This is a genomic window from Alcaligenes pakistanensis (genome assembly GCF_014652815.1).
Lineage (GTDB): Bacteria > Pseudomonadota > Gammaproteobacteria > Burkholderiales > Burkholderiaceae_B > Alcaligenes > Alcaligenes pakistanensis.
In genome coordinates this window covers 299621-325399 of record NZ_BMZN01000002.1, presented here as the reverse complement: position 1 = coordinate 325399, position 25779 = coordinate 299621, and the positions used below count along the sequence as shown (strand labels likewise).

Annotated in this window: 19 protein-coding genes; 14 read left to right on the top strand and 5 right to left on the bottom strand. The window is 55.1% G+C overall.

Annotated features, from left to right (window positions below; all coding sequences use genetic code 11):
- Window positions 1–65 precede the first annotated feature (65 nt).
- Genes IE156_RS06425 through apbC form a run of 3 tightly spaced genes read right to left on the bottom strand, consistent with a single transcriptional unit; the run spans window position 66 to window position 6823 of the window.
- Window positions 66–3953, bottom strand: coding sequence for a translocation/assembly module TamB domain-containing protein (locus tag IE156_RS06425; protein WP_189391709.1), 3888 nt, complete (start codon window positions 3951–3953; stop codon window positions 66–68).
- Window positions 3953–5731, bottom strand: a complete 1779-nt coding sequence (locus tag IE156_RS06420) for an autotransporter assembly complex protein TamA (RefSeq protein WP_189391708.1) — start codon at window positions 5729–5731, stop codon at window positions 3953–3955. The genes IE156_RS06425 and IE156_RS06420 overlap by 1 nt, the downstream gene beginning before the upstream one ends.
- A 6-nt stretch (window positions 5732–5737) precedes the next feature.
- Entirely contained in the window at window positions 5738–6823 is a 1086-nt protein-coding gene (gene apbC, locus IE156_RS06415; protein ID WP_189391707.1) for an iron-sulfur cluster carrier protein ApbC, read from the bottom strand.
- Between the two features lie 102 nt (window positions 6824–6925).
- Between apbC and IE156_RS06410 the strand changes: the two genes are divergently transcribed.
- From IE156_RS06410 to IE156_RS06400, 3 genes are all read left to right on the top strand, one after another.
- Window positions 6926–7183, top strand: a complete 258-nt coding sequence (locus IE156_RS06410; RefSeq protein ID WP_189391706.1) for a hypothetical protein — start codon at window positions 6926–6928, stop codon at window positions 7181–7183.
- Window positions 7184–7400: 217 nt separating this feature from the next.
- Window positions 7401–9470, top strand: coding sequence for a methionine--tRNA ligase (gene metG / locus IE156_RS06405; RefSeq protein ID WP_189391705.1), 2070 nt, complete (start codon window positions 7401–7403; stop codon window positions 9468–9470).
- A gap of 196 nt (window positions 9471–9666) precedes the next feature.
- Window positions 9667–10569 (top strand): cation diffusion facilitator family transporter, encoded by a 903-nt coding sequence (locus IE156_RS06400; RefSeq protein ID WP_189391704.1) that lies wholly within the window; start codon window positions 9667–9669, stop codon window positions 10567–10569.
- A 37-nt stretch (window positions 10570–10606) separates the two neighbouring features.
- Here IE156_RS06400 and IE156_RS06395 read toward each other — a convergent pair whose 3' ends face one another.
- Window positions 10607–11509 carry a LysR family transcriptional regulator gene (locus IE156_RS06395; protein WP_189391703.1) on the bottom strand — a complete coding sequence of 301 codons (903 nt, stop codon included), beginning with the start codon at window positions 11507–11509 and terminating at the stop codon, window positions 10607–10609.
- Window positions 11510–11970: 461 nt separating this feature from the next.
- Here IE156_RS06395 and IE156_RS06390 point away from each other — a divergent pair, with 461 nt between their 5' ends.
- The 9 genes from IE156_RS06390 (at window position 11971) to IE156_RS06350 (ending at window position 22966) form a co-directional block, all read left to right on the top strand.
- On the top strand, window positions 11971–12807 hold the full coding sequence (locus IE156_RS06390; RefSeq protein ID WP_189391702.1) for a bifunctional allantoicase/(S)-ureidoglycine aminohydrolase: 837 nt from the start codon (window positions 11971–11973) through the stop codon (window positions 12805–12807).
- Window positions 12808–12977: 170 nt separating this feature from the next.
- Window positions 12978–13451 (top strand): nucleoside deaminase, encoded by a 474-nt coding sequence (locus IE156_RS06385; RefSeq protein WP_189391701.1) that lies wholly within the window; start codon window positions 12978–12980, stop codon window positions 13449–13451.
- Between the two features lie 265 nt (window positions 13452–13716).
- A complete protein-coding gene (locus tag IE156_RS06380; RefSeq protein ID WP_189391700.1) occupies window positions 13717–14880 on the top strand; it encodes a YncE family protein in 1164 nt (387 codons plus the stop codon).
- 369 nt (window positions 14881–15249) lie between these two features.
- Window positions 15250–16683, top strand: a complete 1434-nt coding sequence (locus IE156_RS06375) for a GNAT family N-acetyltransferase (RefSeq protein ID WP_189391699.1) — start codon at window positions 15250–15252, stop codon at window positions 16681–16683.
- A gap of 377 nt (window positions 16684–17060) precedes the next feature.
- The gene (locus IE156_RS06370; protein WP_189391698.1) at window positions 17061–17846 is read left to right on the top strand and encodes an aldolase; all 786 of its coding nucleotides are present in this window, start codon (window positions 17061–17063) and stop codon (window positions 17844–17846) included.
- Between the two features lie 37 nt (window positions 17847–17883).
- Window positions 17884–19212: an MFS transporter gene (locus IE156_RS06365; protein WP_189391697.1), complete on the top strand. Its 1329-nt coding sequence runs from the start codon at window positions 17884–17886 to the stop codon at window positions 19210–19212.
- Window positions 19209–19817 carry a 2-hydroxychromene-2-carboxylate isomerase gene (locus IE156_RS06360; RefSeq protein ID WP_189391696.1) on the top strand — a complete coding sequence of 203 codons (609 nt, stop codon included), beginning with the start codon at window positions 19209–19211 and terminating at the stop codon, window positions 19815–19817. The genes IE156_RS06365 and IE156_RS06360 overlap by 4 nt, the downstream gene beginning before the upstream one ends.
- 695 nt (window positions 19818–20512) lie before the next feature.
- Window positions 20513–21379, top strand: a complete 867-nt coding sequence (locus IE156_RS06355; RefSeq protein ID WP_189391695.1) for a response regulator transcription factor — start codon at window positions 20513–20515, stop codon at window positions 21377–21379.
- 453 nt (window positions 21380–21832) lie between these two features.
- Window positions 21833–22966: a calcium:cation antiporter gene (locus IE156_RS06350; RefSeq protein WP_189391694.1), complete on the top strand. Its 1134-nt coding sequence runs from the start codon at window positions 21833–21835 to the stop codon at window positions 22964–22966.
- Between the two features lie 92 nt (window positions 22967–23058).
- Here IE156_RS06350 and IE156_RS06345 read toward each other — a convergent pair whose 3' ends face one another.
- A complete protein-coding gene (locus IE156_RS06345) occupies window positions 23059–23958 on the bottom strand; it encodes a LysR family transcriptional regulator (protein WP_189392231.1) in 900 nt (299 codons plus the stop codon).
- Window positions 23959–24153: 195 nt separating this feature from the next.
- Here IE156_RS06345 and IE156_RS06340 point away from each other — a divergent pair, with 195 nt between their 5' ends.
- Window positions 24154–24927, top strand: a complete 774-nt coding sequence (locus tag IE156_RS06340) for an SDR family oxidoreductase (RefSeq protein ID WP_189391693.1) — start codon at window positions 24154–24156, stop codon at window positions 24925–24927.
- 329 nt (window positions 24928–25256) lie between these two features.
- Window positions 25257–25766 (top strand): RNA polymerase sigma factor, encoded by a 510-nt coding sequence (locus IE156_RS06335; protein WP_189391692.1) that lies wholly within the window; start codon window positions 25257–25259, stop codon window positions 25764–25766.
- The last annotated feature ends 13 nt before the right edge of the window (window positions 25767–25779 follow it).

Genomic DNA, 25779 nt, shown 5'->3' with positions numbered 1-25779 from the left:
ATTGCGGCGCAAATTTGTCATTTGCGCCACAACTCCGTGCCCGCTTTGCGCTGGGCAAGCCCGCATCAATCCTTCGAGAACCAGCGGTAAATCAGGGCCAGACCGCTTACCGTACCGGCGCTTAGCTCGGCTGTCAGACCCCGTGCAAGGCGGTAACTGGCTCGACCCACCGTACCCGTATCAGCCATCGCCTGCTCCAGGCTGACCGAAATATCCGCCGTCAGCGCCTTGCTGATCGAAATAAACTTGCGCTCTTCGTTGCTGGTGCCGCTGTTCAGGGATTTGACCACACTTTCCACCGGCAAAATGCTACCCGCACTGCCTAGGTCGCCGGAACGCATGGCCACCTCATCAATACCAAACTTGCGGTAGAAGGGTTCGCCATCGCCCAGGAAGGAAGTACCAACACTGAGCAACAAGGCCATGTCGCCACCGGAATCATCCGGTCCGTGACCCAGCAAGAGCCAGGACAGTTTTTCAACTTCACTGACCTCGGGATAAGACACCAGATCAATCCGTGGACGCCGCGCCGTACCAGCCACCTTAACACCTGCCTCTACCGCCTGGCCGGTACGCAAAGCTTCGATATCCAGAATCGGGGATGTGATATCCCCCTGGAAAGTCACCGTACCGCGCTTGAGCATCAGCTTTTGGCCATACAGCTCAATGCGGCCCCCCCGCGTGCGTAAAGCGCCTATGCCGGTAAGCTTGCCACCGCTCATGGTGACTCGCAGCTGGCCCACCAGACCGGAGTTCACGCCGTAACCCGTCAAGTAAAAGCGCGGCCCCAAGTCCACATCGATTTCCATGCTCATGTCGGTAGCGGCCTGGGACTGCTCGCTGGCGGGTTCATCACCCGCACGGATAATCACAACGTCACTATCCACAGTCGGGATGCCACCCAACATATCCAGGTTGAACCAACCCGCATCGGCCACAACCTTGCCTGCAATGGCAATGCGTGGCAAATCCATATCCAGCGTGATATTGCCGGACATCATGGCGTAACGGTCTGCCCGCTGCAAAATCGGGAAACGATAAATGTCTACGCCAAACGCGCCTTGCTGAGTGCTCAGATTCCACTGCCCCGACACCGTCAACTTGCCACCCTTGGCTTCCGGGCTCTCTTTCAGCCAGGTCGCAGTCCGCCATTCTTGCGGCTCTACCCTAGGGGTAGCCGGAAAGCTGAGAGAATCCAGGCGGAAGATATCGCCGTCAAAGCGCGCATCCAGTTGCCCATCCACCAAACGGATGCCGTCATCCAGACGCGTAAAGCGTAAATCGCGGCCTGTAACCGTGCCTCGACTGGTCCAGGCCCACTTGGCACCCACATCAATATTGACGTCCGCATTCAAGCGGCCACCCAGTTCCATGGCATCGCCCAGGAACAAACGCGTCCAGCTCAGGTCGTCAATATCGGCTTGCAGGCTGATCGTTTTACGGTCGTTCTCGCTCAAAGCCAGACCATGAATCGGGGTTTGTGCCTTGGCCGTGACATAACCCATTTCTTTGGTGCGCAAATCCAACTGCGCATCCAGGCGACTGCTGGTGGCCGATGTAGGCTTGGCGTTGATGACCACACTCAGGTCTTCCAGCCCCAAAGACATTGGGGGTTCGGCAAAAACCTGCACGTCACCAGCGACCCGATCAACACGCACCTGCCCCGCCAAGGCACCGTTAAATTTCAAATCCCAACGAGCTTTGATGTCAATTTCAGGCGGCTGTGTTTTCTTGTGCTTCGCAATCTTGACCCCGCCGCCTTTGGCTTTTTCTGCGCTTTCTTCTACACCCACTTTACGCAGCAAGCGAGCAATACGCGGTTCGGACAAGACCAGATCCAATAATTCGCCTCGGCTAGCCCACTGACCGGGCTGATACGTGGATTCTTGATGGCGCAGATTGATCCAGGGTTCGCCATCTACAGCGGTACTCAAGGTGGCTGCACCGACACGCACAGACCAGGGAGCCAGGGGCTCAGGTGTTTTGCTGGCTTGGCTTGCCCTAGTGTCTGTATGGGTGGCCGTCCCGGCTGGAGCGAGGACAGCGTCCGCTGGAGGCTGGTTTACAGTTTGGGCCTGCGCCTCTGTTGAGCCTGCTTCCACAACTTGCGCCGCAGGCTCCGGTGCCCATAAGGCATCCGTAAATCGCACGGGCATGGCAGACTGCAAACGGACAGCAAGTCCCGCATGATCCGCTACCAGGCGGCTCACCTTGCCATCCCAGTATGCTGCCTTGCCTTGATCAGCAAAGTGCCAGCCACCTTCCAAAGCTAGATCCGCCTGGGCCAGACCCTGGCCCAACTGCCCGCTTTCCTTACCACCCAAATCGTATTGGCCTTTCAACTGCAAAGTATGGCGGGATACGTCACCCCGCAACTGACCTTGAGCCGAAGCCTTACCCAACTCCAGACCGGGCCATAATTGCTCCGCCTTGGGCATTTTGACCTGCAAGTCCAAAGCAGCTGTGCCGCTGATGCCCAGGTCACCCTTCAAGAGCACCTGGTTGTCGCCCAGCTTCAAATCAGTGAGCACATCGGTGAAACTCAACTGACGCCACCATGTGGGATCGCCCGGCTGAGCAGGCGCCGAGGCTTTCGCCTTAATCTGCCCTATCGCCGCCTGCTTATTCCAGCGGCTACCTTGCAGCAACTGGATGTCCACATCGGCAGAAAGAATTTGTTCTTTATCAGCCAGCACCACATCAAACTGGCCCTGGCTATTGATCAGGGCATCAGGCAGCACATCGCCCAATAAAGCATGCAGGTCCAGCTTGTCACTGCTGAATTGACCTTTGAAGTGATCCTGCACATGGATGCCTTCTTGCAGTGCATCCCAGGCAAAATCAGCATTGACCGAGGACTGGTCCGGCAAGGCGACCGCCAGCTTGGCCATACGCACAGGCACACTGGCCAAAGGGCTCAATTCTGCGCTGGCATCCAGGCTATAGCCCTGCCCATGACCGGTCAGTAAAAGGGTGGCCTCTTCCAAAGAGCCCTTCAAAGCAACCTGGGCATTGACCACGCAATCGGGCAAAGGCTCTGGTTCGGGAACCGACACGGGGTTCTGGATACGCTCCTGCTCGGGGTGGCCTGCTACTGGATCATGATCAGTAATGACCACGCCCGCAGCACTATTGGCATCAAGAGGCTCGGCAGCAGGGCTGACAACAGGCTTGCCCTGCTCCGCACTTGTTACCGCCGTTGTTTTGCTGGCAATAACCTTCCCGAATTTATCTTGTTGATCTGCCGTTTTCGGCTGCTCGGCATAGGCAGGAAGATACTGCTTGGCACATATGGGAGACTCCGCAGTCAGACCACGTGCAATGATCTGAATGTCGGCTCGGGCGGGATACGGGGCATCCAAGCTAGCCAGCTCCACATCGCCCTGAAACCCCGCGCGGATCGATTCGTTAGCCAGCATCAAATCGTACAAACGCAGTTGAGCGCCCTCTGACCCCAGGGACAAGGCCGAGGATAAATCAGCAATTGCCAAAGGCAAGGGTGTGCCATCCTGGCTTAAAAGAAACTGGCCCAGGGCCAGCTTATCCACCGCAATACTGACGGGCAGCTCGGGCATCTTGAAGGGTTCGTCGGATTTGGGCTCGTCCGAAGAGGTCAAGGCCACATCCACTTTCTGGGCGCTCAGCTCGACCACATGCAAGCGGCGCTCCCACAATTCCTTCCAATTAGCCTGTAAACGCAAACGCTCGATGTCGACGTGCGTATCGGGCAAGGACACAACCAGATGATCAATACTCAGGCCATCCCACACCGTGCCACGAACACCTTGTGCGCTACCTTGAACGTAAGGCAAGGCCGTGCGCAACGCCCAGCGCGTACCCGCCTGACTGGCCAGCACCCAATACACAAAGCCGCAAACGAGCAGCAGGGCAATCACCACAAAGGGAATGCCCCACAATGCAAAATATCGGAACCAGCGCCGAACCCAGGCCATTAAAATGCGATTCCTAAAGAGAAGCTCAGACGTACACGTTTATCTCGCTGACCATAGGCCAGATCAAGATTGAACGGCCCGGCCGGTGTGCGCACCACCGCGCCCAAACCGTAGCCCCAGGCCAGATCCATATCACCGAAACTTGATGCTGCGTCACCCACATCTACAAAGGCGCGCATGCCATACATGCTGGTAAAGAAGTGGGTATATTCCACACTGGCCACTGCCATAGCGGGTGCGCCTACAACCGCATCATTCGCCCGCAAGCCAATGCTTTGATACTTGTAGCCACGGATACTACGTGCGCCCCCGGTACGATAACCAAAGTCTGGGGGAGTTCGGTCCGTCATGCGCCAAACCTTACCGACTTCACCACGCAGGGACAAGACATCCCGATCCCCGATGGGCCACCATTGCTGTAGTCGCAAATTGCTGCGATAAAAGGTTTCACCCTTGTCCACAGTGACGCCCGCACCCACGCCAAAGTCGATCAGATTGCCCTCTCGGGGGTCGTATTTCTTGTCCACATCGCGGCGCAGCCACTGCCAAGTGGCAATAGCAGACGGTGTCTCTCGGGTAGGCAGGCCAGAAATCTTGGTTTTATCCCAGGCACCCAGCAGCCCCCACTCCGTTTCGTACTCGACCCGGCTGTTACCAGCCGCCTGCCGTTCCTGGCGTAGCTTCCAGCCCAAAGCAGCGCGTTCGGTATCCAGGCCTTCGATGTCAGAGCGATCGTACAAGACCCCAAAACTGTTCTTGTATCCGCTAAGCGTAGGTGGCAAGTGAATGTCATAAAAGGCCCGCTGACGCTTTTTATCCACGCCAATACCAGCCTCGGACCAAATCGGCAGACCAAACACAATGTTTTTTCGGTACAGCGCCTCGGCACGTACGCCGTGGTCACTATCAAAGCCTAGGGAGCCTGTAAATTGACGGGCTGGCGCTTCTGTGACCCGTACCCGTACAGGCAGCTCTACATCTCCATCGGGGAGTTCTTTCTTTTGGCTGGCATCTTGGTCCAGAGTGACAAACGCACCCCGAAAGAAAGTAGTGGCAGCCAGGGACTGCTGCCATTCGTCCAGCTTGTCCTGATCATAAGGATCGCCCGGCGTGTAGTGCACGTAACGATCAACCAGAGATTGGGGCACGCGTTTCAGACCCGTTGTTTCCAAGGGGCCCATGCGAACCCGCGGCCCGCTATCTACCTTCAGCGACAAATCAGCCACGCTCTCATCAGCCAGCACGGTGGCTCGTGTATCCACGTATCGGGCATAGTAGAAATCCTGGCGCTGTACGCTTTCCAGCAAATCCGCCTTGGCCGAGGACCAGACCGAGTTCAGGAACGGGTCCTCTTTTTTCAAGGGGAAGCTAGCTTTGATGCCTTCCAGACGCACCTTATATTCCGGCTCCTGAATCTTGCCTTTGAAGTCCAGATCAATATCGCGCACCCGCGTGATCTCACCAGGACGGATGATGATGTCCCAGTACTCGCCATCGGGATCTTCACCGACTTCCAGCGTGACTACCGAATCAAAATAGCCCTGTGTCTGCAAGGCAGAGACGGTCGCATCATGGGCCCGGCGACGCAAACGCGTGACCTCTCCCAGATCCTGGTCTTCGGCCAGACGCGTGATCGCACTGACCGCGCGCTGAATTTCCTTCAGCGCCTGGGGCGGCACGCCCCCTGGATCAATAATGACCTCGGGGACGGAAGACTGAGCCCAAACCGCCGGGCTCAGGACCATCGAGAACAACAGGCAAAAGCCGGATTTGCGCATACGTACTCAAAGAGGACGAGGAACAACCTTGGGGCGCTGCCCCGACGTATCTGGAGGAAGCTGAGACAAGTTAGCCGACACGCGGTTGGCAATCTCGTGATAGAGGCGAGCCTCGGGGCTGTCTGCACTAGCGATAACAGTAGGGGTACCGGAATCGGTCTGAGCCCGAATGCTCATGGCCAAAGGCAAGGCCCCCAACCAAGGCACGTTGAACTGGCTAGCCATATCCCGGCCACCGTGCTGACCGAAGATGGGGTCTGCATGACCACAGTTCGAGCAGATATGGACCGACATATTTTCCACAATGCCCAAGACAGGCACATTGACCTTCTGGAACATATTCAGACCGCGCTTGGCGTCGATCAGGGCCAGATCCTGGGGTGTGGTGACAATCACAGCGCCGGTCAAAGGCACTTTTTGCGATAAGGTCAGGGCGATATCGCCGGTGCCGGGAGGCATGTCAATAATCAGGTAATCCAGATCGTCCCAACGCGTCTGTGTAAGTAATTGCGTCAAGGCCTGAGTGGCCATTGGGCCGCGCCAGATCGCAGGAGCATCCTCGTCCAACAGAAAGCCAATAGAGTTGGCTTGCAGACCGTGGCCAATCAGCGGCTCCATCATCTTGCCGTCAGCACTACGGGGACGCTCGTTCAGACCCAGCATGGTTGGCACGCTAGGGCCGTAAATATCGGCATCCAGCAAACCGACCCGGGCACCTTGCATATGCAGGGCCAAAGCCAGGTTCACCGAGGTGGTGCTTTTACCCACACCGCCCTTGCCCGAAGACACGGCAATAATGTTGCGGATATTGGGCATGGGTCGCAGACCCTCTTGCACCGCGTGCACGCCAATGCGAGGATTCAAATGCAGCTTGGTCAATGTGGCACCCACACCGGTCAAGGCCTGCTCAATGCGCTCGCGCAGTTGTCCCTGAATGTCATAAGCCGTATACGACAGATGCAAAGTCAGTTCAACCTGGTTCTGGTCAATACTCAGTTCGCATCGACCTGCATCGACCGATAACTTCTTTAACGTGTTGGGATCGGTCACTCCCGCCAGGGCTTGCAACACGCGCTCGGAACTCACTGTCATTTATCCAAAACCTTGATATAAAGAAACATCACCATACCTTTAAACCAGAAAATTAGCGGTTCAAGGGGAATTTTTTTACACTTATGATGTCATACTAACCCTATGAACACATTTAACCAGATTATCCGCACAGCCCTCTTTGTCTTGCTGACAATTTTCGGTGCAATCATGGCGTTTATCTTCATGGTTTCTACCGCTATTGCGATCGGCATTTTATACATTGTGGCGCGTATTAGTGGCCGTCCTTTTGGCGTTAAAGCCTATTGGGACCAGCGCCGCCGCCCAGATGCTGCCAGCAAACAGTCGAACACACCCCGTTCGCGTGATGTTACCGACATAGAAATGCGCGAGATCCCTTAACAGTTCTTGACTGTACGCCAAGCATTTGACGTACAGCATCGCTGATTAGGTAAGCCCCAGAACACCCTGAGTCTTCCAAGGCTCAGGGTGTGTGCATTTGTAGCATTCGCAATTGCCTGTCAGCAGCTTTTCCGTGGACACTCCTCGGCCTTGCGCAGCACAAGTCTGCAATAGACCGTAGAATCCTTGTTCCCTTTCTCTTTTATTTTGTTAAGTCATGTCACGAACGATATTTGTTACGACCGCCCTGCCGTACGCCAACGGCTCGTTTCACATCGGCCACATCATGGAATATATCCAGGCCGACATCTGGGTTCGGTCCATGCGAATGTCGGGACATACTGTACATTTTGTGTGCGCGGATGACGCCCACGGCGCCCCCATCATGCTCAAGGCTGAAAGCGCTGGCATTACGCCCGCCCAGCTGGTGGACAAGATTGCGGCCGAGCGCCCGACCTACCTGAACGGCTTTAACGTCAAGTTTGACCACTGGCACCGCACGGACTCGCCAGACAACGTCGAGCTGGCTCAGGACATCTACCGCACACTGAGAACCGCAGGCTTTATTGATACCCGGACCATCGAACAGTTTTACGATCCGGTCAAAGGCATGTTCCTGCCCGATCGATACATCAAGGGTGAGTGCCCCAAGTGCCACGCCAAAGACCAGTACGGCGATAGCTGTGAAGTCTGTAGCGCGGTCTACGCCCCCACTGAACTGATCGAGCCCTACTCCACCCTGACCAATGCGCGTCCGGTGTTAAAGACCTCGGAACACTTCTTTTTCCGCCTGTCCGACCCACGTTGCGTGGCCTTCCTGCAAGAGTGGACCACAGGCAAGAACGCTCAGGGTAAGCCACGCCTGCAATCAGAAGTGCTGGGCAAGACCCGTGAATGGCTGGGTACGGGCGAAGGCGCTGAGGCGTCCTTGAACGACTGGGACATTTCCCGCGACGAGCCTTACTACGGCATCCCGATTCCTGACGCACCCGGCAAATACTTCTATGTATGGCTGGATGCGCCTGTGGGCTACCTGGCTTCCTTGAAAGCCTACTGCGCCAAAGCAGGCCTGGACTTTGATGCCCTGCTGGACCCTGAAGGCAACACCGAGCAAGTGCACTTCATTGGCAAGGACATCGTGTACTTCCACGCCTTGTTCTGGCCCGCCATGTTGAAGTTCTCCGGCCGTAAAGTGCCTGACGCACTGAATGTGCATGGCTTCATCACAGTTAGCGGTGAAAAAATGTCCAAGAGCCGTGGCACAGGTATTTCTCCCCTGCGTTACCTGGAACTGGGCATGGACGCAGAATGGATGCGCTATTACATGGCCGCCAAGCTGAACTCGCATGTTGAAGACATGGACTTCAACCCCGAGGACTTCATTGCCCGCGTCAATAGCGACCTGATTGGCAAGTACGTCAACATTGCCAGCCGCGCTGCCAACTTCATCAGCAAGCACTTTGACGGCCAGCTCGCCTACCAGGGCGACACCACCGAACTGCAAAACCAGCTGAAAGACGTGGCTGAGAAAGTCCGTGCCGATCTGGAAAGCCGTGAATACGGCCGTGCCGTGCGCCAGATCATGGCCCAGGCTGACATCATCAACCAGGCATTTGACACCGCCCAGCCTTGGGTGATGGCCAAAGGTATCGCAACCGCCGAGCAAGCCCAGAAAGATGCCTTGCAAGACATTTGCTCGCGCACCCTGGCTGGCTTCAAAGGCTTGTCCATCATGCTGACCGCCATTTTGCCCACGCTGACTGATCGCGTTGCCCACGAACTGTTTGGTCTGGACCGCAGCTTTGTCTGGGATGACGTGGCCGCTCTGCCTACCCACATCGCCCCCTTCAAACACTTGATGCAACGCGTCGACAGCGCCATGGTGGACGATTTGCTGGCTGCGCCACCCGCTCCGGTGGTTCTGCCTGGTGGCGAGGCTATTGCCGACACCATCGATATCAAGGACTTCATTAAAGTTGACCTGCGTATTGCCAAGATCGTGACGTGCGAAGCCGTAGAAGGCTCGGACAAACTGTTGCGCCTGAGCCTGGACGCGGGCGAAGGCCGTTTGCGCCAAGTGTTCTCCGGTATCAAGTCGGCCTACCAGCCCGATGACCTGGTCGGCAAACTGACGGTTCTGGTGGCTAACCTGGCTCCCCGCAAAATGCGTTTCGGCGTGTCCGAAGGTATGGTATTGGCCGCCAGTCATGCGGATGATGCTGTTGATCAAGGCATCTACATTCTGGAGCCGTTCCCCGGTGCCCAGCCTGGTATGCGCATCAATTAAGACGCGTTCCTGATATGCAAAAAAGCCTCGCAATGGTTGCGAGGCTTTTTTGTATTTATATACCAAAGAATGTGGCCGAAACAGCCTGCTTGGCGTGACACAACACCCCGCTTCAGAGGAAAGCCGATACACTCATTATCTTGAAACCGCTGTATTGATGCACAGTCTGCTGCCCTAACCGCAAGGACTTTTTGGCATGGAAAAAATCACTCCTACTGAACTGGATCGACACCGGGGGGCCCAGCGTTCCACTTGGGTCAGTGTCATCGTCAATATAGGCTTGAGCCTGCTGCAAATCATCGTTGGGCTGTTTGCCCATTCGCAGGCTCTGATTGCCGATGCAATTCACTCGCTTTCCGATCTGCTATCGGACTTTGTGGTTTTGGTTGCCAATCGCCACAGCCGCCGGGCTCCGGATGCGGATCACCCCTACGGACATTTACGCTATGAAACCGCCGCAACCTTGGCCATTGGCGGCATTTTGCTGGCGGTGGGCCTGGGCATGCTGTGGAACGCGGTGTCCTCCCTACGAGACCCCAGCAGTATCGAAGCGGTACACCCCATCGCCTTGGTCATCGCCTTCGTCGCTCTCTGTAGTAAAGAGCTGCTATTTCGCTACATGCTGCGGGTAGCGAAACGGCTGCGTTCGACCATGCTGGTTGCGAATGCCTGGCATGCGCGCTCGGACGCGGCTTCCTCGCTGGTTGTCAGTGTTGGGGTGATGGCCAACTTGGCAGGCCTGCCCTTGGGCGACCCCTTGGCCGCCAGTGTCGTGGGCTTGATGATTTTGCGCATGGGCTGGAAGTTTTCCATCGGTGCGTTTCATGACCTGACCGATAAAGCGGTCGATCAGGAAACCGAGGAACGCATCGCCCAGCTCTTGCGCGAGACTCCCGGCGTGGAAGGCATACACCAACTACGCACTCGTAAATTGGGCGATATGATCTGGGTCGAAGTCGATCTGGAAATGGACGGCACTCTTAGTATTACTGAGGGCCACGCGATTGCAGTCTTGGCGCGGGATCGTGTCATGATGCAAGAGCCTGTGCTGGATGTGATGACCCACTTCGATCCCGTCACGCCAAACGCAAAAGCCTGACGGGCGTTTCTCACGCTCAAGGGCAACCACCGAGGTATCAAACGCGACGTTCACTCTCGGGGGCCAGCATATCGACCAATACGCGGGATAAGGCCGTCACCATTTCATTAGCGTGAGGCCGATGCAAAATTGCCAGTTCAAAAGCATCGATACGGGGCAGGCCTTGAGACTGTCCCAGCTCAACGTGGTCATCCCGCACCGCACGACGCGGTAAAAGGCTGATACCCATCCCGTCTGCCACGGCCCCTTGAATCCCACTCAAACTGGAACTGGTAAAGCTGATACGCCAACGACGTCCCAGAGACTCGACTGCACTAATAATCTCTTCGCGATAGACTCCACGGCGCGGGAAGGTGACTAGAGGAATAGGGTCCAGATGGAAGACGGGGTCAGTGGCGCTATCCACCCAGGCTGTCTGCTCGGGCAAACAAGCTACCGCTTCGCGGGCGTTGTGACGTTGCTTGACCAAAACCAGGTCCAACTCGCCCTGATCGTAAGCGGCCAGCAAATCACTGCTCAAGCCACTGCTGACTTCCAGCCGCACCTGCGGAAAGCGGCGATTAAAACCGGCCAGTGCACGCATCGTTTGGCCATTGGTAAAGTCTTCTGGCACGCCAAGTCGCACCGAGATTGTCACCAAGGAACCCGACAAGGCTTCCGACAGCTGATGATTCAAGGCCAACATCTGGCGGGCGTAACCCAATAAAGTCTGCCCCGCTTCCGTCGTGCTGACTCCCCGACTGGCCCGATCCAGCAAACGCAGGCCCGCCAATTCCTCCAGCCGCCGTACTTTTTGGCTGATCGTAGACTGTGTGGAATGCAAACGCGATGCCGCTGCTGTAAAACTGCCGCAATCGACGACCGTCAACAATGCCAGCAGCAAATCCAGATCGTATAAAGGCCGGTTCAAACTGGGACTAGTCGATAGTTGATGATCCATATATTCAAAACCCTTTTGAAATCCGCCCCAAGGCGAAAGCAAACCGCAATGCGCGGCCCTTTGCACCGTATCTACAGTAAAGATGCTTAATCTTTCTCTTGGCTCTTGTGGACCCTACGCGTCAAGCAGGCGCTGTGCCACGCCTCCCGCACTTACATAGATACCAATCCAGGCAATAGGGCCAGAGCTAGAGCCAGCACCAACATCCAGACCCAGACCCAGACCCAGACCCAGACCCAGACCGGCATCATTATCCGAGTCCCTATAAACCTATCCGCCAATCATTCAAAAAACAAATACTAGTGATTTATACATTTAATTTGTAAATATAACCAGCAGTCGTTAAGGTGTATTGGTCCCGCGCATTACAACGACATCCCGCCTGAGCCTTTGGCCAGCCGCCGGGATTACGCCGTGCCGTTCGACAGATTTTTCCTCACTGAATTTCAATGGGAATCTACATGTCCAAAGTCAATTACTACGCCCCTCCAGGTGGCCACCCTCCTCAGACTCAACTGCTGACGGACCGCGCCATGTTCACCGAAGCCTATGCCGTACTGCCTAAAGGCGTGCTGCAAGACATCGTGACCAGCTTTCTGCCCGGTTGGGAAAATACCCGTCTTTGGGTATTGGCACGTCCTCTGTCCGGCTTTGCCGAGACCTTCTCCCAATACATTATGGAAGTGGGCCCTCAGGGCGGCAGCAACAATCCTGAGTCCGACCCCGAAGCCGAAGGCGTGATTTTTGTCGTTAAGGGCCAGCTGGAACTGGTTCTGGAAGGCACCAAGCACGTGCTGGAAGAAGGCGGCTATGCCTTTATTCCTCCTTCCACCAACTGGACCTTGCACAACCGCACAGGCGAACTGGCCAATTTCCACTGGATCCGCAAACGCTACCAGCGAGTTGAAGGCTTGGAAGCGCCTGCAGCCTTCGTCACCAACGAAAAAGATGTTAAGCCTAGCGTCATGCCTGACACGGAAGGCCGTTGGAGCACGACCCGCTTTACCGACATGTCCGACCTACGTCACGACATGCACGTGAACATCGTGAACTTTGAACCCGGTGGCGTGATCCCATTTGCTGAAACGCACGTGATGGAACACGGTCTGTACGTTCTGGAAGGCAAGGCGGTTTACCGTCTGAACCAGGACTGGGTTGAAGTGGAAGCCGGCGACTTCATGTGGCTGCGCGCATTTTGCCCACAGGCTTGCTACGCGGGCGGCCCTAGCCGTTTCCGCTACCTGCTGTACAAAGACGTTAACCGTCATGCCAACCTGACCATTGGCGGCACCCGCTAAAATGGCCTGAAACAAAACAGCCGCTGCCCGTCAGCGGCTGTTTTGCATTGCTGACAGAAAATCCTGACAAGGTATCGCTGCCTATTGCCCCGTCCTGCGCTAACGCGCTATAGGAACAGGCACAGCAACGGACAGACTCATTCAAACCTTTGCTCTCCAAGGAGAAAAACATGAACGATAAACACTATCTGCTGCGCTCCATCCAGATCGCAGAAGACAATGTCGCCCGTGGCGGCCAGCCATTTGGTGCGGTGTTAGTGCGTGATGGTCTAGTTCTGGCCGAAGGGGTAAATGAGACTTATATTGCGCACGACCCCACCGCCCATGCCGAGATCCAGGCGCTACGCAACGCCAGCCAGACCGAGCAAAGCAGCAGCCATGCCGGCAGCACCATGTACGCCAGCGGTATTCCCTGCCCTATGTGCATGGCGGCCATGATCGCCTCTGGCGTAGAGCGCGTCGTTTATTGTGCCGATGATGAGGAAGGCGGCCCCTTCGGCTGGTCTACCCGCAGCTTTTATCAGCAAATGCAGCAAGACTTTGGCAAGCAAGGCGTAAAAATGGAGCATCTGCCTTTGCCAGAAAAACGCAAAGTGTACGAAGCCTGGCAAGATCGCTTTGGATCGGGTTCCAACAAAGACTAAAACTGCTGCCCTTCAAAACCCTGCCATCGTGCAGGGTTTTGTGTATTTCCATAGACAGAAGAGTCAGAAAAGTTTATAAAACAGAGCAGTTATAGTAACGATTCTCATTTATTATCTTGATACCGAGTCAGACTCAACGGCATTCTATTTTTAAAACGCCGCTTTGAACCTGCAGGCACCCTTCATGGCCCGCTTTAAAGCAGTTTCCATGCCAGTCTGCTTATTCTGAACTCAGCTTGTCTTTGTTAAATCCCAAAGGAAATACATGATTGCGTCCCGCCCTGCCTCTTTAAAAATGATTGTTGCCTCCGTGATGGGCGCTTTGCTGCTTAGCGCATGTCAAACTGCACCACAATCACAGCAAGCGGGACAAAACACGTCCTTCACCGCTCCCCAGACACAAGTTACCTTCCGCCAAGACACGATTGACGGTGCCTACGAAATTCTGGCTGCCAAAGACAGCAAGCAGCTGTTCGTTGCTGCTACTCCTTTGTTTGAAGATCGCTCTGCAGGCTTTCTGCATGTTCTGGACCAGGACACCCTGCGTGAATCGCAGCTGATCCAACTGCCCCGCCGTGCGTTTGCACTGGGCCTGAACCAAAAGACACACACTCTGTACGTGGGCAACACACTGGACGGCTCCCTGCTGGCTATCAATAGCCTGAACGGCACGGTCAAACAGCTGATTCAGCTGGGCGAGAAAGAAGGCAAGGACGGCTGGGAACATACCCGCAAGGTCGTTATTGACGAACAAGACAACCGCATCTTCGTGACCAACCCCTCTGAAGGCGGTCGCGTGTGGATCGTGGACGGCGCCCAAGGCCGCATCCTGCACAATCTCGACAATGTGGGCCTATGGCCGGCTGGTGCTGCGTACGACGCCAACACCAAGCGTCTGTTTGTAGGCCATGGCGGTAAAGATGAAATTGCCGTGATCAACCCCACCACCGGCGCTATCGAACAACGCTTCACTACGGGCGATGCAAAGAGCGACAAGCGTGAAGACTCGCGTCACTTCTTTGTGAACATCGCACTGAGCGCTGACGGCAAAAAATTGTTTGGTGCCGATGCCAATACCGGCAAGATTTACGTGTTCGACACCACCTCGGGTAAAGTCGAAAACACAGTAGAGATCGGTTTGGGCCTGCTGGATGTTATCTACAACGACGCTCGCAAAGAGCTGATCGCCACCAACCGTGGCGTGGATCGTGAGACCCCTGCCGGTACCGGTTCGGTCACCATCCTGGATGCGGAAACCCTGGCCGTAAAACACCGCATCAGCGCCCCTGTGCACCCGAACAGCGTGACCTTGAGCGCAGATGGCCAGACCGCTTTTGTCACTATCAAGGCTCCTCATGGCGACAAGAGCCCGCACTACCTGAAAGGTGCCAAGGACAGCGTGCTGCGTCTGAACCTGAACCAGCTGTAAATACCAGGCTTTGCGCCTGCCAAAAACCGAGCTGCCTGCGGGCAGTCTCGGTTTTTTTTGTGCCAACCACTTTGGTCTGCACCCTCACGCATCTTTAAACAGACCACTGCCCGCCACGCAGGCTTCTCACCCTTTCTACCTTAACGTGACAGTCCAGCAAGAGTGCTGCCATTGCGCTTGAAAGCCGTTCCATCAATGCGGTCTGGAAAGTAGGGCTAAAGCGGATTGCTGCAACCAGCCACTTGATCAATAGAATCAATTAGTGGCCTACAGCAACTTTTGCCTGCTCCCTGACCCACCTTTCCCTTTCCCGCCTCCAGATGTGCCCCTGCCGGGCATCCCTGGAGCGCTCCCTTTTGCAGATATCTTATGGTTCAGCTGAACGAATATCACCAGCCCATTGGCCCAGCACTCCCCCATTGGCAAACTCGCCCCCAGCCAACTCGCTGCGTTCTGCACGGCAAGTACTGCCGGCTGGAAGCCGTCAACCCTGAACAACATGGCGACAGCCTGTATCAGGCGTACAGCAGTGCCAGCGACGGCCGCGACTGGACCTATTTATCCGTAGGGCCTTTCAGCAATCGGTCGCAATTCGATCAGCATTTACAGAACATCAGCCAAGCCAGCAACGCCGTGCATTACGCCGTGGTGGAGCAAGCGACAGGACGCGCTCTGGGCACCTTGTCCCTGATGCGTATTGATCCGCAAAACGGCAGTGTCGAAGTGGGCTTTGTAGCCTGGTCGCCCGCCCTGAAACAGACCCGCATGGCGACTGAAGCGCATTATCTGCTCATGGCCTATGCCATCGACGGGCTGGGCTATCGACGCTACGAATGGAAATGCGACACACACAATGCCCCTTCACAAGCGGCCGCGCGCCGTCTGGGCTTTCGCTACGAGGGGATTTTCCGCCAAGCTCTTGTGTACAAAGGACGCTCACGCGATACGGCCTGGTTCTCCATCACTGATCGAGAATGGCCTGCCCTGAAAGCCAGCTTCCAGGCTTGGCTGGCACCCGAGAACTTTGATGCGCAAGGCGGCCAAAAACAACGTCTGGGACAGCAAGCCCCCCCTGCCACTATTGGCCCCGGTCTCCATCGTCTGGAACAGATGCTGGCCCTGCAAACAGAACTGAATCACCTGATCGACCCGAACTGGCGTCATGCCAAACAGGACTACTATCGGGCCATTTGGGTGGAGTGTGCCGAATTGGCCGGCCATCTGGACTGGAAATGGTGGCAATATCGCGAGCGCAATCTACCGCAATTGCAGCTGGAACTTATCGACATTTTGCATTTCGGTCTGTGCGATCTGCTGCGCTCCATGGACACGCTGCGCCACCAAGAGGCCGCAACGGTTCTGGAACAGATCCAGCATGTGTCCGCCGTGGCCAGCGACTCCGCTGCCATCATGAAAGCTCTGGAAAGCTTTACCTTGCGTGTTCTGGAAACCCGCCAATTCGACTTCAACGGCTTTACCCAATTAGCCCATCTGTGCGGCCTGACCCTGGACACGCTCTATCACTCCTATGCGGGCAAAAATGCCCTGAACCGGCTGCGTCAGCTGCGCGGCTATCAGCATGGTCACTATCAAAAACAGTGGAATGGGCAACCGGATAACGAGCATCTGGCGAAATTGCAGGCCAGCATACCCGTTGAGCAAGACAACTACCCAGAACTAATCCTGCACGCCCTGCAAGACAGCTATGACGCTTTTTTTTCGGGAGGTACCCAGGCCCAGGCTGGCCTGCCACATGAGCAAACCAATGGCTCATCACTAGCTCCTCCCCTTTCTTTACGCTGACAAAGGACCGTCCATGTACCTCGATTGCGATTGTTCCAGTAGTGTCTTTTTGGAATCGTCCAAACCGGACTCCAATCCCGTGGAAAACAATGACACACGCATTCCACCCGATCCCCGGCCGCAGCCGCATAAGGTGCAACATCCTTGGTCCCGTTCGCGCCGCCGAGAGCGATCCCGCTGGCGCCAAGCCTGAACCCTGTTATTTGTCTGTCCCCTGCCCGGCCCAGCAGCCGGGCTTCTTTGCCTGATCCTGCCTTTAAGCTAAATGGAATAGGAGCTATGAGCCAGCGCACATAGCTTCTCTTGATCTAAATCAAGACAATAGATTCCATCGTCGGCAGAAAGATCGACGAGGCATACTAAAGGAGACAAATCGCATGGATACCCCACTCAGAGATAAATCTTATTTTGATGAACGTGCCACTCAAGAGATGGCCACTCATCTGCAACAGGTTCAGCGCGACACGCGCGAAACCATGGCCTTTGCCTGTCGCATCCTGGCCATGACCGAGCAGGAAGCCGGTCTGGCCGGACAAATCAGCGTACGTTCCGAGCGCCCCGGCGCGTATTGGACCTTACGCTTTGGCCTGGGCTTTGACGAAGCCACCCCCGACGACTTCATCGAAGTCGACCGCGACCTGAACACCTTGAGCGGCGAAGGCATGGCCAACCCGGCAACCCGCTTTCACCTCTGGGTCTACGAGGCCCGCCCCGACGTAAATTCCATCATCCACACACACTCGCCCTGGGCCACCGTGCTGGCAACCGCCCGCCAGCCTTTGGTGATCGCGCAAATGGACATGACACCTTTGCACAATGACTGCGCCTTTCTAAGTGAATGGCCCGGTGTGCCAATAGCCGATCAGGAAGGCGTCATCATCTCCAAAGCCTTGGGCGACAAACGTGCCATTATCCTGGCTCACCACGGCTATCTGACCGCAGGCAAGAGCTGTCAGGAGGCCACCTACCTATCGGTTTATCTGGAGCGGGCCGCCCGCCTGCAAGTACGCGCCCAAGCCGCTTTTGGTCCGCTTACACCCGTGGATGATGTGCTGGCGGCAGAAGCACACGACTATCTGCTCAAGCCCTCTATCGTTAACGCGACTTTTGATTACTGGTCCCGTCAGACCCAAGGCATCGCGCCCTTAAGCAAAACCCGCTGACGCCCCACTCAAAACAAAGCAAGACCAGGAGGTCGTTATGACGATGCCTAATACCGGACAGGCGCGTTCGCCGCGCCAGTACGTTACGGCTGGCTTGGCCAGCATGATGGGAACCACTATCGAGTGGTATGACTTTTTTCTATACGGCACTGCTGCCGCCCTGATTTTCAACAAGATTTTCTTTCCTGCCTTCGACCCGATTACGGGCACGCTGGCAGCCTTTGCGACTTATTCTGTGGGCTTTTTTGCCCGTCCCTTGGGGGGACTTATCTTCGGTCACTTTGGCGACAAACTGGGCCGAAAATCCATGCTCTTGATTACGCTGTTCCTAATGGGCATTCCCACCATTTTGATCGGCCTGATTCCTTCTTACGACAGCATTGGCTATTGGGCCGCCGTGCTGCTGGTCTTGATGCGCTTTCTGCAAGGCATCGCCGTCGGCGGTGAATGGGGAGGGGCCGTTTTGATGGCGGTAGAACATGCACCCGAAGGTAAGAAAGGATTTTTTGGCAGCTTGCCGCAAACCGGCGTGGCTCCCGGCCTGATCCTGTCCTCTCTGGCGATGGGTGCGGTGGCCAGCCTGCCCGAAGAAGACATGCTTACCTGGGGCTGGCGTCTGCCCTTTCTGGCCAGCGTGGCCTTGTTGCTGGTGGGTTGGTGGATACGCGCCAAAGTAGCCGAATCCCCCGACTTCGAGCAGATGAGCAAAAAAGGCAAACAGGTGGCTGTGCCCGCTCTGGAAGTCCTGCGTCACTACCCCCGCGAAGTTCTGCTGGTAGTCGGTGGTCGTCTGGCTGAAGTGACCTGGTTCTATACCGTGGTGACCTTTGCCCTGGCCTATGCGACCACCACCTTGGGAGTTGATCGCAGTGTGATGCTGGACGCCACCGTTTGGGGCGCCTTTGCCGCTTTGTTCACCATGCCCTTGTTTGGTGTACTGGGAGACAAAATCGGCTTCAAATGGGTATTCATGGCAGGCACGATTCTGATGCTGGCCTTTTCATCCACCTTTTTTTCCATGTTGGGCAGTCTGGACTCCAAGACGATCACACTGGCGCTGGTCATCGCCATTGGCCTGGTCTATGCCGCGCTATATGGCCCCCAGGGTGGGCTGTTTTCCACGCAATTTCCACCTGAAGTGCGCTACAGCGGGATTTCCATCGCCGTACAGGTATCCGGTGCCATCGGTGGCGGTCTGGCTCCTTTGGTCGCCACCTCCTTGCTGGCTTATGGCGATGGCCAACCCCACTACATCGTCTGGTATCTCAGTGGGTTAGGTCTGATCGCCTTTGCCAGCACCTGGTTCATGCATGGCCCCACGCACTTTTCACTGCCGTCCCTCTCCCGTCCAAAGGTACGGACATGAAAGCGTCTGGTATTCACTACTATTTCTGGATGAACTCGGACTGGGCTTACCTTGGGGCCGATCGCCTGGAAGCTATCGCCCACAAGCATGGCGTACCCATTCACTACAAGCCCGTAGACTTACCCCAGGTCTATGCCCGCACCGGAGGTGTCCTGCTGGGACAACGCTCACCCGAGCGGCAGGCCTACCGCATTGCGGAGCTACAGCGTTGGTGTCGGAAGCTGGGCGTACACGTCAACCCCACCCCCCGCTTCATGTGCCCGGACGCCACGCTGGCCTCTACCCTGGTGATCGCCGTTAATCAGGCAGGGCTGCCCGTCCTGGATCTGTACAAGGCTATTTTGCGGGCGCAGTGGTGTGAGGATCAAGACATCAGCGACCCCGCTCAACTGGCGCAGATTTTGCGCGCACAAGAGCTGGATACTGACTATTGGTTCCCACAAGCCGCCAAAGCCAAACAGCAGTATCAAGACCATACCGAAGAAGCCATTGCCGCTGGTGTCTTTGGTTCACCGTCTTATGTGTATCAAGGCGAGCTGTTTTGGGGGCAAGACCGCCTGGATATGCTGGACCACGCCATTGAACTGCACACGGAGTCCGTCTAACGCAGTTACTCCAACCGTAGAGCCGTTTTAAATCAAACAAGGGCGGGACAAGGCTAAGAAAGCTTGTCCCGCCCTTACTTCGTTTTCCTCACCAGCGAGTCCCTGCAACTTAGGTCTACAAGCACAAAACAATTGAAACGACCTATACCAAAACGGCCCTGAAAGGCATAACAATCTGTCTTAACTTGGGTCCTGAACTTGGTCAAAATCCAACAAAATAGTCTCAAAAAACAGAAGCCCTGACCAGTGTCCCCTAAGAAGGGAGAAATCGTCACAAAACGGGTTTCACAATCTGCACCGGAGCAGCGCTTCTGGGTGCACACTCAAGCCGGCAAAACCACTACTGGCCATGCCCGGACTTATCTCTTTTTTCAGAGATAAAAGCCGTAGAATCACGCCTTTTCCTGCCAGGAAAATTCACCGATACGCCAGCGTAGCATTCCTGAAAACGGCCGTTCAAGCCCGGCTTGAGGCCTGGGTTTTGGGCTTTCGGCATGCCGCCTGCCAAAAATGAAATGCAATGAGCAATTTTGAAAATTTACTTTTTCTATTGATACAGAATGTTATGTCTGCCGTACGAATCATATCGATAGATTTTATCTATTCATTGAGTCTGTATTCTGAAGAAATTGGCTACTTGAGCAATGCCAGTAAAGGTAGCCATCTTCATCAGAAGAAGGGCGCGGGGCTTTATATTGAACAAATACGCCACTATAAAGTATCAGCCAAATCAGAAAACCAGGATTCTGCTGATCTCCAATAACACTCGACAGCACGAACAACTTCTTCAATCCTTGCTGGCTGGAGCTTTTCGGGTTTCTGTTGCCGCTGACGCAGTACAAGGCTATACCAAGGCCCAGCTAACACTGCCAGAACTTATCCTAATGGATAAGCAATTGACGGGGATTGATGCTTTATCCTTGACCCATATGCTGCAAGGATTAAAAGCCACGGCCCATATCCCCATCATTATTCTGGATTCACGCATGGACGGCAGCAGTGATGAATGCGTCACTTTTTTGAAAGCCGGAGCCGTTGACTATATTGGCAACCCGTATGCGGTAGACGAGGTCAAAGAGCGTATCAATGTTCCTTTGCGCTGTCCCAAGCTGCTTAACCCTGCCCCCACACCGGGCAGGACGCCCAGCCCGCGGCAAAGCGCCACGGCTGAAACCAGCATGCTGATCCATGCCATCCAAAAAACAATCGATGCCAATCTAGGGGCGCCACCCAATCAAAAAGAACTGTGCGATATGTTCAAGATCTCGCGTCGCAAAATAATGAATATATTTCAGCGTAATTTCGGCTTAAGCGTCAGCAGCTATATCCGACTGCAACGCATGTATCGGGCCGAGTACCTACTGAAAACGACGGCCTTGAAAATCGATGTTATTGCCACCGATTTGGGATTTTCCAGCCCCGCCAATTTTTCTACCGCATTCAAAACTTATGCTGGTGTCGCCCCCGGAAAATTCAGGCAGGCCATAGAAAAAAACAAACCCTATACCGCAAGCAGCTCCTGCATCCATGCTCTGGGGCCACCGATCTTTGCCCACAGTTAATCCCTTCCTAAAAAATAGCACTGCAAAAGAAGGGAGGCAGGCTCTGTGTACACAGAACCGTGCGAACCATAAAAACGATTTAAAACAGCATCAGGAAAACCAGAAAAAAATCCATTCTTTTATGGTTTTCATCAGTGGCAGTAAACCGCTCCAGATGGCTACAAGCCACAAAAAGCCCGCATCAGACAGGCCACACTTGCCGCCCCAGGCCAAGGTGATAAAATTGTGCACACTTGAATAGTTCAATTCACAACAGATCCGGGACGACCTGGATCTGTCTTTTCAGTACAGGGACGGCCCTACCCCCTTAGGCGGAGCATCCTTAATGGCCCACCCTGCAACACCTCCCCATGCCTTGGCGCATGTTCTTGCTTACCCATCCGATTTTTTCTTTGTGCACGACAAACCCAGTCGCTTGCCCGTCTTTGCCTTTGCTCTCTGGAAATAAAAATCATGGAACACGCAGGATTGAAAACACTGATTACCCCCGTCACCTGGCTGCGCTTGCTAGGCTCCTGGTCCATTGTTGTCCTCTTTATGCTTTTTGGTGGGCAATGGCTGGGAGATTCCTTGAACGCCACTACAGCAACCATCGTCTTTCTGGTGCTGTTTGTGACTATTTTGGCGGCCTCCTTTGGAGTCGTGCGGGAAGCTGACCACCTGGCCCATCAATTGGGTGAACCCTACGGCACCCTGATTCTGACCCTGTCCATTGTCCTGATCGAGGTCATCCTGATTGTCTCCGTCCTACTGGGGCCCGGCGATTTCCCCACCATTGGACGGGATTCGATCTACGCGGTCATGATGATCATCCTGAACCTGATCACCGGGCTATGTCTGATTGCCGGAGCAGCCCGCAATGATGACCAGGAGTTCAACCGGCAAGGCACCACCACCTATCTGTCCATGATCGTCTTACTGACAGGTGTAGGTTTAATCTTGCCCAACTACACCAGCAGCGCTGGCGAGTTCTCTGCCACCCAAGCGATTGGCATTTCCCTACTGACAGCCGTAGTCTATGGCGTCTTTCTGTACTTGCAGATGGGCAGCCATCGTCACGACTATGTACAGCCCAATCAGGCCGTTCAAACCGCTGAGCTAGTCGAACCCAAGCCACGTGATCCCCAGGCCACGCGTGCCATGCTGATCCGTACCTGCTTGCTGGTAGCGTTGATTTTGCCGATTGTCTTGCTGGCGCATGACCTGGCCATTGTGACGGACTACGGCATCGCCGCCTCGGGTGCTCCGGTGGCAGTCGGTGGCGTACTGATCGCTATTATTGTGTTCACCCCCGAGTCCATTACCGCCATCAAAGCGGCCATGAATAACGAAATGCAGCGGGCTATTAATCTGTGTCTGGGGGCTTTCGTCTCTACCGTGGGCTTGACGGTGCCCGTGGTCCTGATCATTGGTTTGCTGACCGGCAAACAAGTCATTATGGGGATCAGCAATACCGAAATCGTGTTGTTCCTGATCACCTTGATATTGAGTATGTTGAGCTTTAGCGGGAAGCGGACTTCGCCAATCCAGGGCTATATGCACCTGATGGTCTTTGTCGTGTTTGGGCTTTTGCTGTTTTATCCCTGATTAGGACGAGGTTAACAAGGCCAGTGTGATGCTGGCCTTGTTAGCTCTCCCGCCATTACTTTGCCAGCCGCAGGCGCACCCATTTGCCCCGTTTACAAGGCCGAAGTGCGAAGCAGGTTTTCCAACCAATCCGCAAACACCTGAAAGCGACGCGACAAATGCTGACGGTGCAGATACAGCAAGGACATGGGTAAAGGGGCCGCACAGTAGTCCGGTAAAACCTCCAACAGCTCGCCTGCCTGCAAATGCTCCTGCACATCGTAAGCAGGGATCTGGATCAGGCCCAGGCCAGCCAGGCAACAGGCAATATAGGCTTCGGCATTATTCACCGTGACGCGTCCGGGCAAATCCAGAAACTGGGGCTTATCGCCCTCCATCCATTCCCACGAGGCCACCCGTTCGCTGGTGGGCGAGGCATAGCGCACCACTTGATGAGTGGCTAAATCCTCGGGAAGCTGAGGCATGCCATAGCGGGCCAAATACGCGGGACTGGCCACATTAATCAGCGGCAGACTACCCATTTTCCGAGCGATTAAGCCAGAGTCGCCAAGTGGGCCCACGCGTAAGACGCAATCCACCTGTTCCTCGATCAAATTAACCGCACGGTCCGTCACGCCCAGATGCACATGAATGTGGGGATAGCGCTCCAGAAACTCTGGCAGCGCAGGTGCAACAATCAATCGACCTACTCGACCCGGCACATCCACCTTGATACTGCCTGATGGCCCCACACTGGCCTGACGAAAAAGGTTCTCCGTTTCCTGCACATCGGCAATCACACGCAGGCAACGTTCATAAAAAGCAGCACCATCCTGGGTGACGGTCACTTTGCGAGTCGTGCGATTGAGCAGACGCGCACCGACACGACCTTCCAACTCCTGAATAGCCGCCGACACAGAAGAGCGCGGCATACCCAGGGTATCCGCAGCGCGGGTGAAATTGGCACACTCCACAACTCGCGTGAAGATGCGAAACAAGTCAATGCGGTCTATCGTACTCTCCCTAAAACAGCGGTGACAAAATGCAGGCAGAGTGGGCTTTGTAGCCTCACCTTGCCACGCCCACTAATTGTTCGCTTTTCCCGACAAATGATGTCAGAAATAGAAGATTTAAACAATTTCAGCGACTTATATCATGGAAAAACGATAGGGCTTGCAGTCCGCAGCCGACGTTAGCAAGGAATCATCATGGCCAAGCACAGCATTAAAGGTAAAACCGTTCTGATTGCAGGCGGAGCAAAAAATCTGGGGGGCCTGATCGCTCGTGATCTGGCAGAACAAGGGGCGCGCGCCATTGCCATTCACTACAACAGCGACAGTTCCCAAGCACAGGCACAAGAAACCATCAAGGCCATCCAAGCCACTGGCGCACAAGCCGTGGCTTTCCAGGCAGATTTGCGATCTGCTGGCGCGATGGAAAGACTGTTTGCCGACACCATTGCCGCTATTGGCCGCCCCGACATTGCCATCAATACCGTAGGCAAAGTGTTGAAGAAACCCCTGACAGAAGTCAGCGAGGCTGAATACGACGAGATGAGCGACATCAACTCCAAAACCGCTTTTTTCTTTCTGAAAGAGGCGGGCAAGCATGTACAGGACCATGGCAAGATCTGCACGCTGGTAACGTCTTTACTAGGGGCATTCACGCCGTTTTACGCGGCCTATGCCGGAACCAAAGCGCCAGTGGAACACTACACCCGAGCCGCTGCCAAAGAGTACGGCACACGTGGTATTTCAGTGACAGCCGTGGGCCCCGGCCCTATGGATACGCCCTTCTTCTACCCTGCTGAAGGTGAAGATGCCGTGGCATATCACAAAACGGCAGCAGCCTTGTCCCCGTTTTCCACAACCGGGCTGACCGATATCGAAGACGTAGTGCCCTTCATTCGTCATCTGGTCAGCGATGGCTGGTGGGTCACAGGCCAAACCATTTTGATTAACGGCGGCTACACCACCAAATAAGAGAGAATTTGGTCAGCGCCTTGGGCTCGTAAGATCACTTCTACACGCCAAGGCGCATGCCTGCCAGCTTCCAACGCACTCACCGCTTGTAAGGACACTCCAAAGCGGTTTAGCCAAATCAGCTTGTGCCCAGTCCAACTCGCCCCCGCACGCCGAGCAAACGATTTCTCATTTAATCGAGAGGCCGCACGAAGGATGAGACGATAGCAACCCCACCGCATCTTCCTGTAAACGCCTCTGCCTGACGCACAGGAAAGCATGGACAAAGCCAAGAAAATGCCCTATAAAATCGAACGAACATAATAACGATTCTCATTTGCAAATCTTCCATGTCTGATCGGCCCTCTCTGCGAAGCAGTTGGCTCGCACACTATGCCGAGCTGATCTCTACTTGGACGCGACGTTACGGCAACCGACACGACGCCGAAGATGCCACACACGATGCCATCGCCAATATGCTGGAACAGCAATCGGCCGTGATTACTAATCCACGGGCTTTTCTGCATCGCAGTGTCCACAATGGCCTGGTCAGTTTGAATCGTCGGGCTCATCGTCAGGCACACGTTGCATGGCAAGATTTAAGCGATGAAGAACACCCGCTTGATCACTCCCACGAACAAGAATTACAAGGCGCGCACCTGCGACGTGCACTGCAAAATGCGCTGAAAGAGTTGCCGCTTAAAAGTCAGCAGGTCTTTGCCTGGCACAGGCTGGAGGGCTACACTTTGCCCGAGATCGCACGCAAGATGAATTTGTCGCAAAGCATGGTCGAAAAACACATGGCCCGCGCTTTGGATCACCTGCACAAGCGCCTAAGCGACTTCCAGCTGCCCGAGTGAACCCGCATGCTTT

What these genes read in the sequence shown, in the direction of transcription:
- IE156_RS06420 (WP_189391708.1), bottom strand. Translation starts at nt 5,731, where the DNA reads ATGCGCAAATCCGGCTTTTGCCTGTTGTTCTCGATGGTCCTGAGCCCG.
- IE156_RS06370 (WP_189391698.1), top strand. Translation starts at nt 17,061, where the DNA reads ATGGATACCCCACTCAGAGATAAATCTTATTTTGATGAACGTGCCACT.
- IE156_RS06335 (WP_189391692.1), top strand. Translation starts at nt 25,257, where the DNA reads ATGTCTGATCGGCCCTCTCTGCGAAGCAGTTGGCTCGCACACTATGCC.
- apbC (WP_189391707.1), bottom strand. Translation starts at nt 6,823, where the DNA reads ATGACAGTGAGTTCCGAGCGCGTGTTGCAAGCCCTGGCGGGAGTGACC.
- IE156_RS06340 (WP_189391693.1), top strand. Translation starts at nt 24,154, where the DNA reads ATGGCCAAGCACAGCATTAAAGGTAAAACCGTTCTGATTGCAGGCGGA.
- IE156_RS06375 (WP_189391699.1), top strand. Translation starts at nt 15,250, where the DNA reads ATGGTTCAGCTGAACGAATATCACCAGCCCATTGGCCCAGCACTCCCC.
- IE156_RS06395 (WP_189391703.1), bottom strand. Translation starts at nt 11,509, where the DNA reads ATGGATCATCAACTATCGACTAGTCCCAGTTTGAACCGGCCTTTATAC.
- IE156_RS06365 (WP_189391697.1), top strand. Translation starts at nt 17,884, where the DNA reads ATGACGATGCCTAATACCGGACAGGCGCGTTCGCCGCGCCAGTACGTT.
- IE156_RS06350 (WP_189391694.1), top strand. Translation starts at nt 21,833, where the DNA reads ATGGAACACGCAGGATTGAAAACACTGATTACCCCCGTCACCTGGCTG.
- IE156_RS06410 (WP_189391706.1), top strand. Translation starts at nt 6,926, where the DNA reads ATGAACACATTTAACCAGATTATCCGCACAGCCCTCTTTGTCTTGCTG.
- IE156_RS06400 (WP_189391704.1), top strand. Translation starts at nt 9,667, where the DNA reads ATGGAAAAAATCACTCCTACTGAACTGGATCGACACCGGGGGGCCCAG.
- IE156_RS06390 (WP_189391702.1), top strand. Translation starts at nt 11,971, where the DNA reads ATGTCCAAAGTCAATTACTACGCCCCTCCAGGTGGCCACCCTCCTCAG.
- IE156_RS06385 (WP_189391701.1), top strand. Translation starts at nt 12,978, where the DNA reads ATGAACGATAAACACTATCTGCTGCGCTCCATCCAGATCGCAGAAGAC.
- IE156_RS06360 (WP_189391696.1), top strand. Translation starts at nt 19,209, where the DNA reads ATGAAAGCGTCTGGTATTCACTACTATTTCTGGATGAACTCGGACTGG.
- IE156_RS06380 (WP_189391700.1), top strand. Translation starts at nt 13,717, where the DNA reads ATGATTGCGTCCCGCCCTGCCTCTTTAAAAATGATTGTTGCCTCCGTG.
- IE156_RS06425 (WP_189391709.1), bottom strand. Translation starts at nt 3,953, where the DNA reads ATGGCCTGGGTTCGGCGCTGGTTCCGATATTTTGCATTGTGGGGCATT.
- metG (WP_189391705.1), top strand. Translation starts at nt 7,401, where the DNA reads ATGTCACGAACGATATTTGTTACGACCGCCCTGCCGTACGCCAACGGC.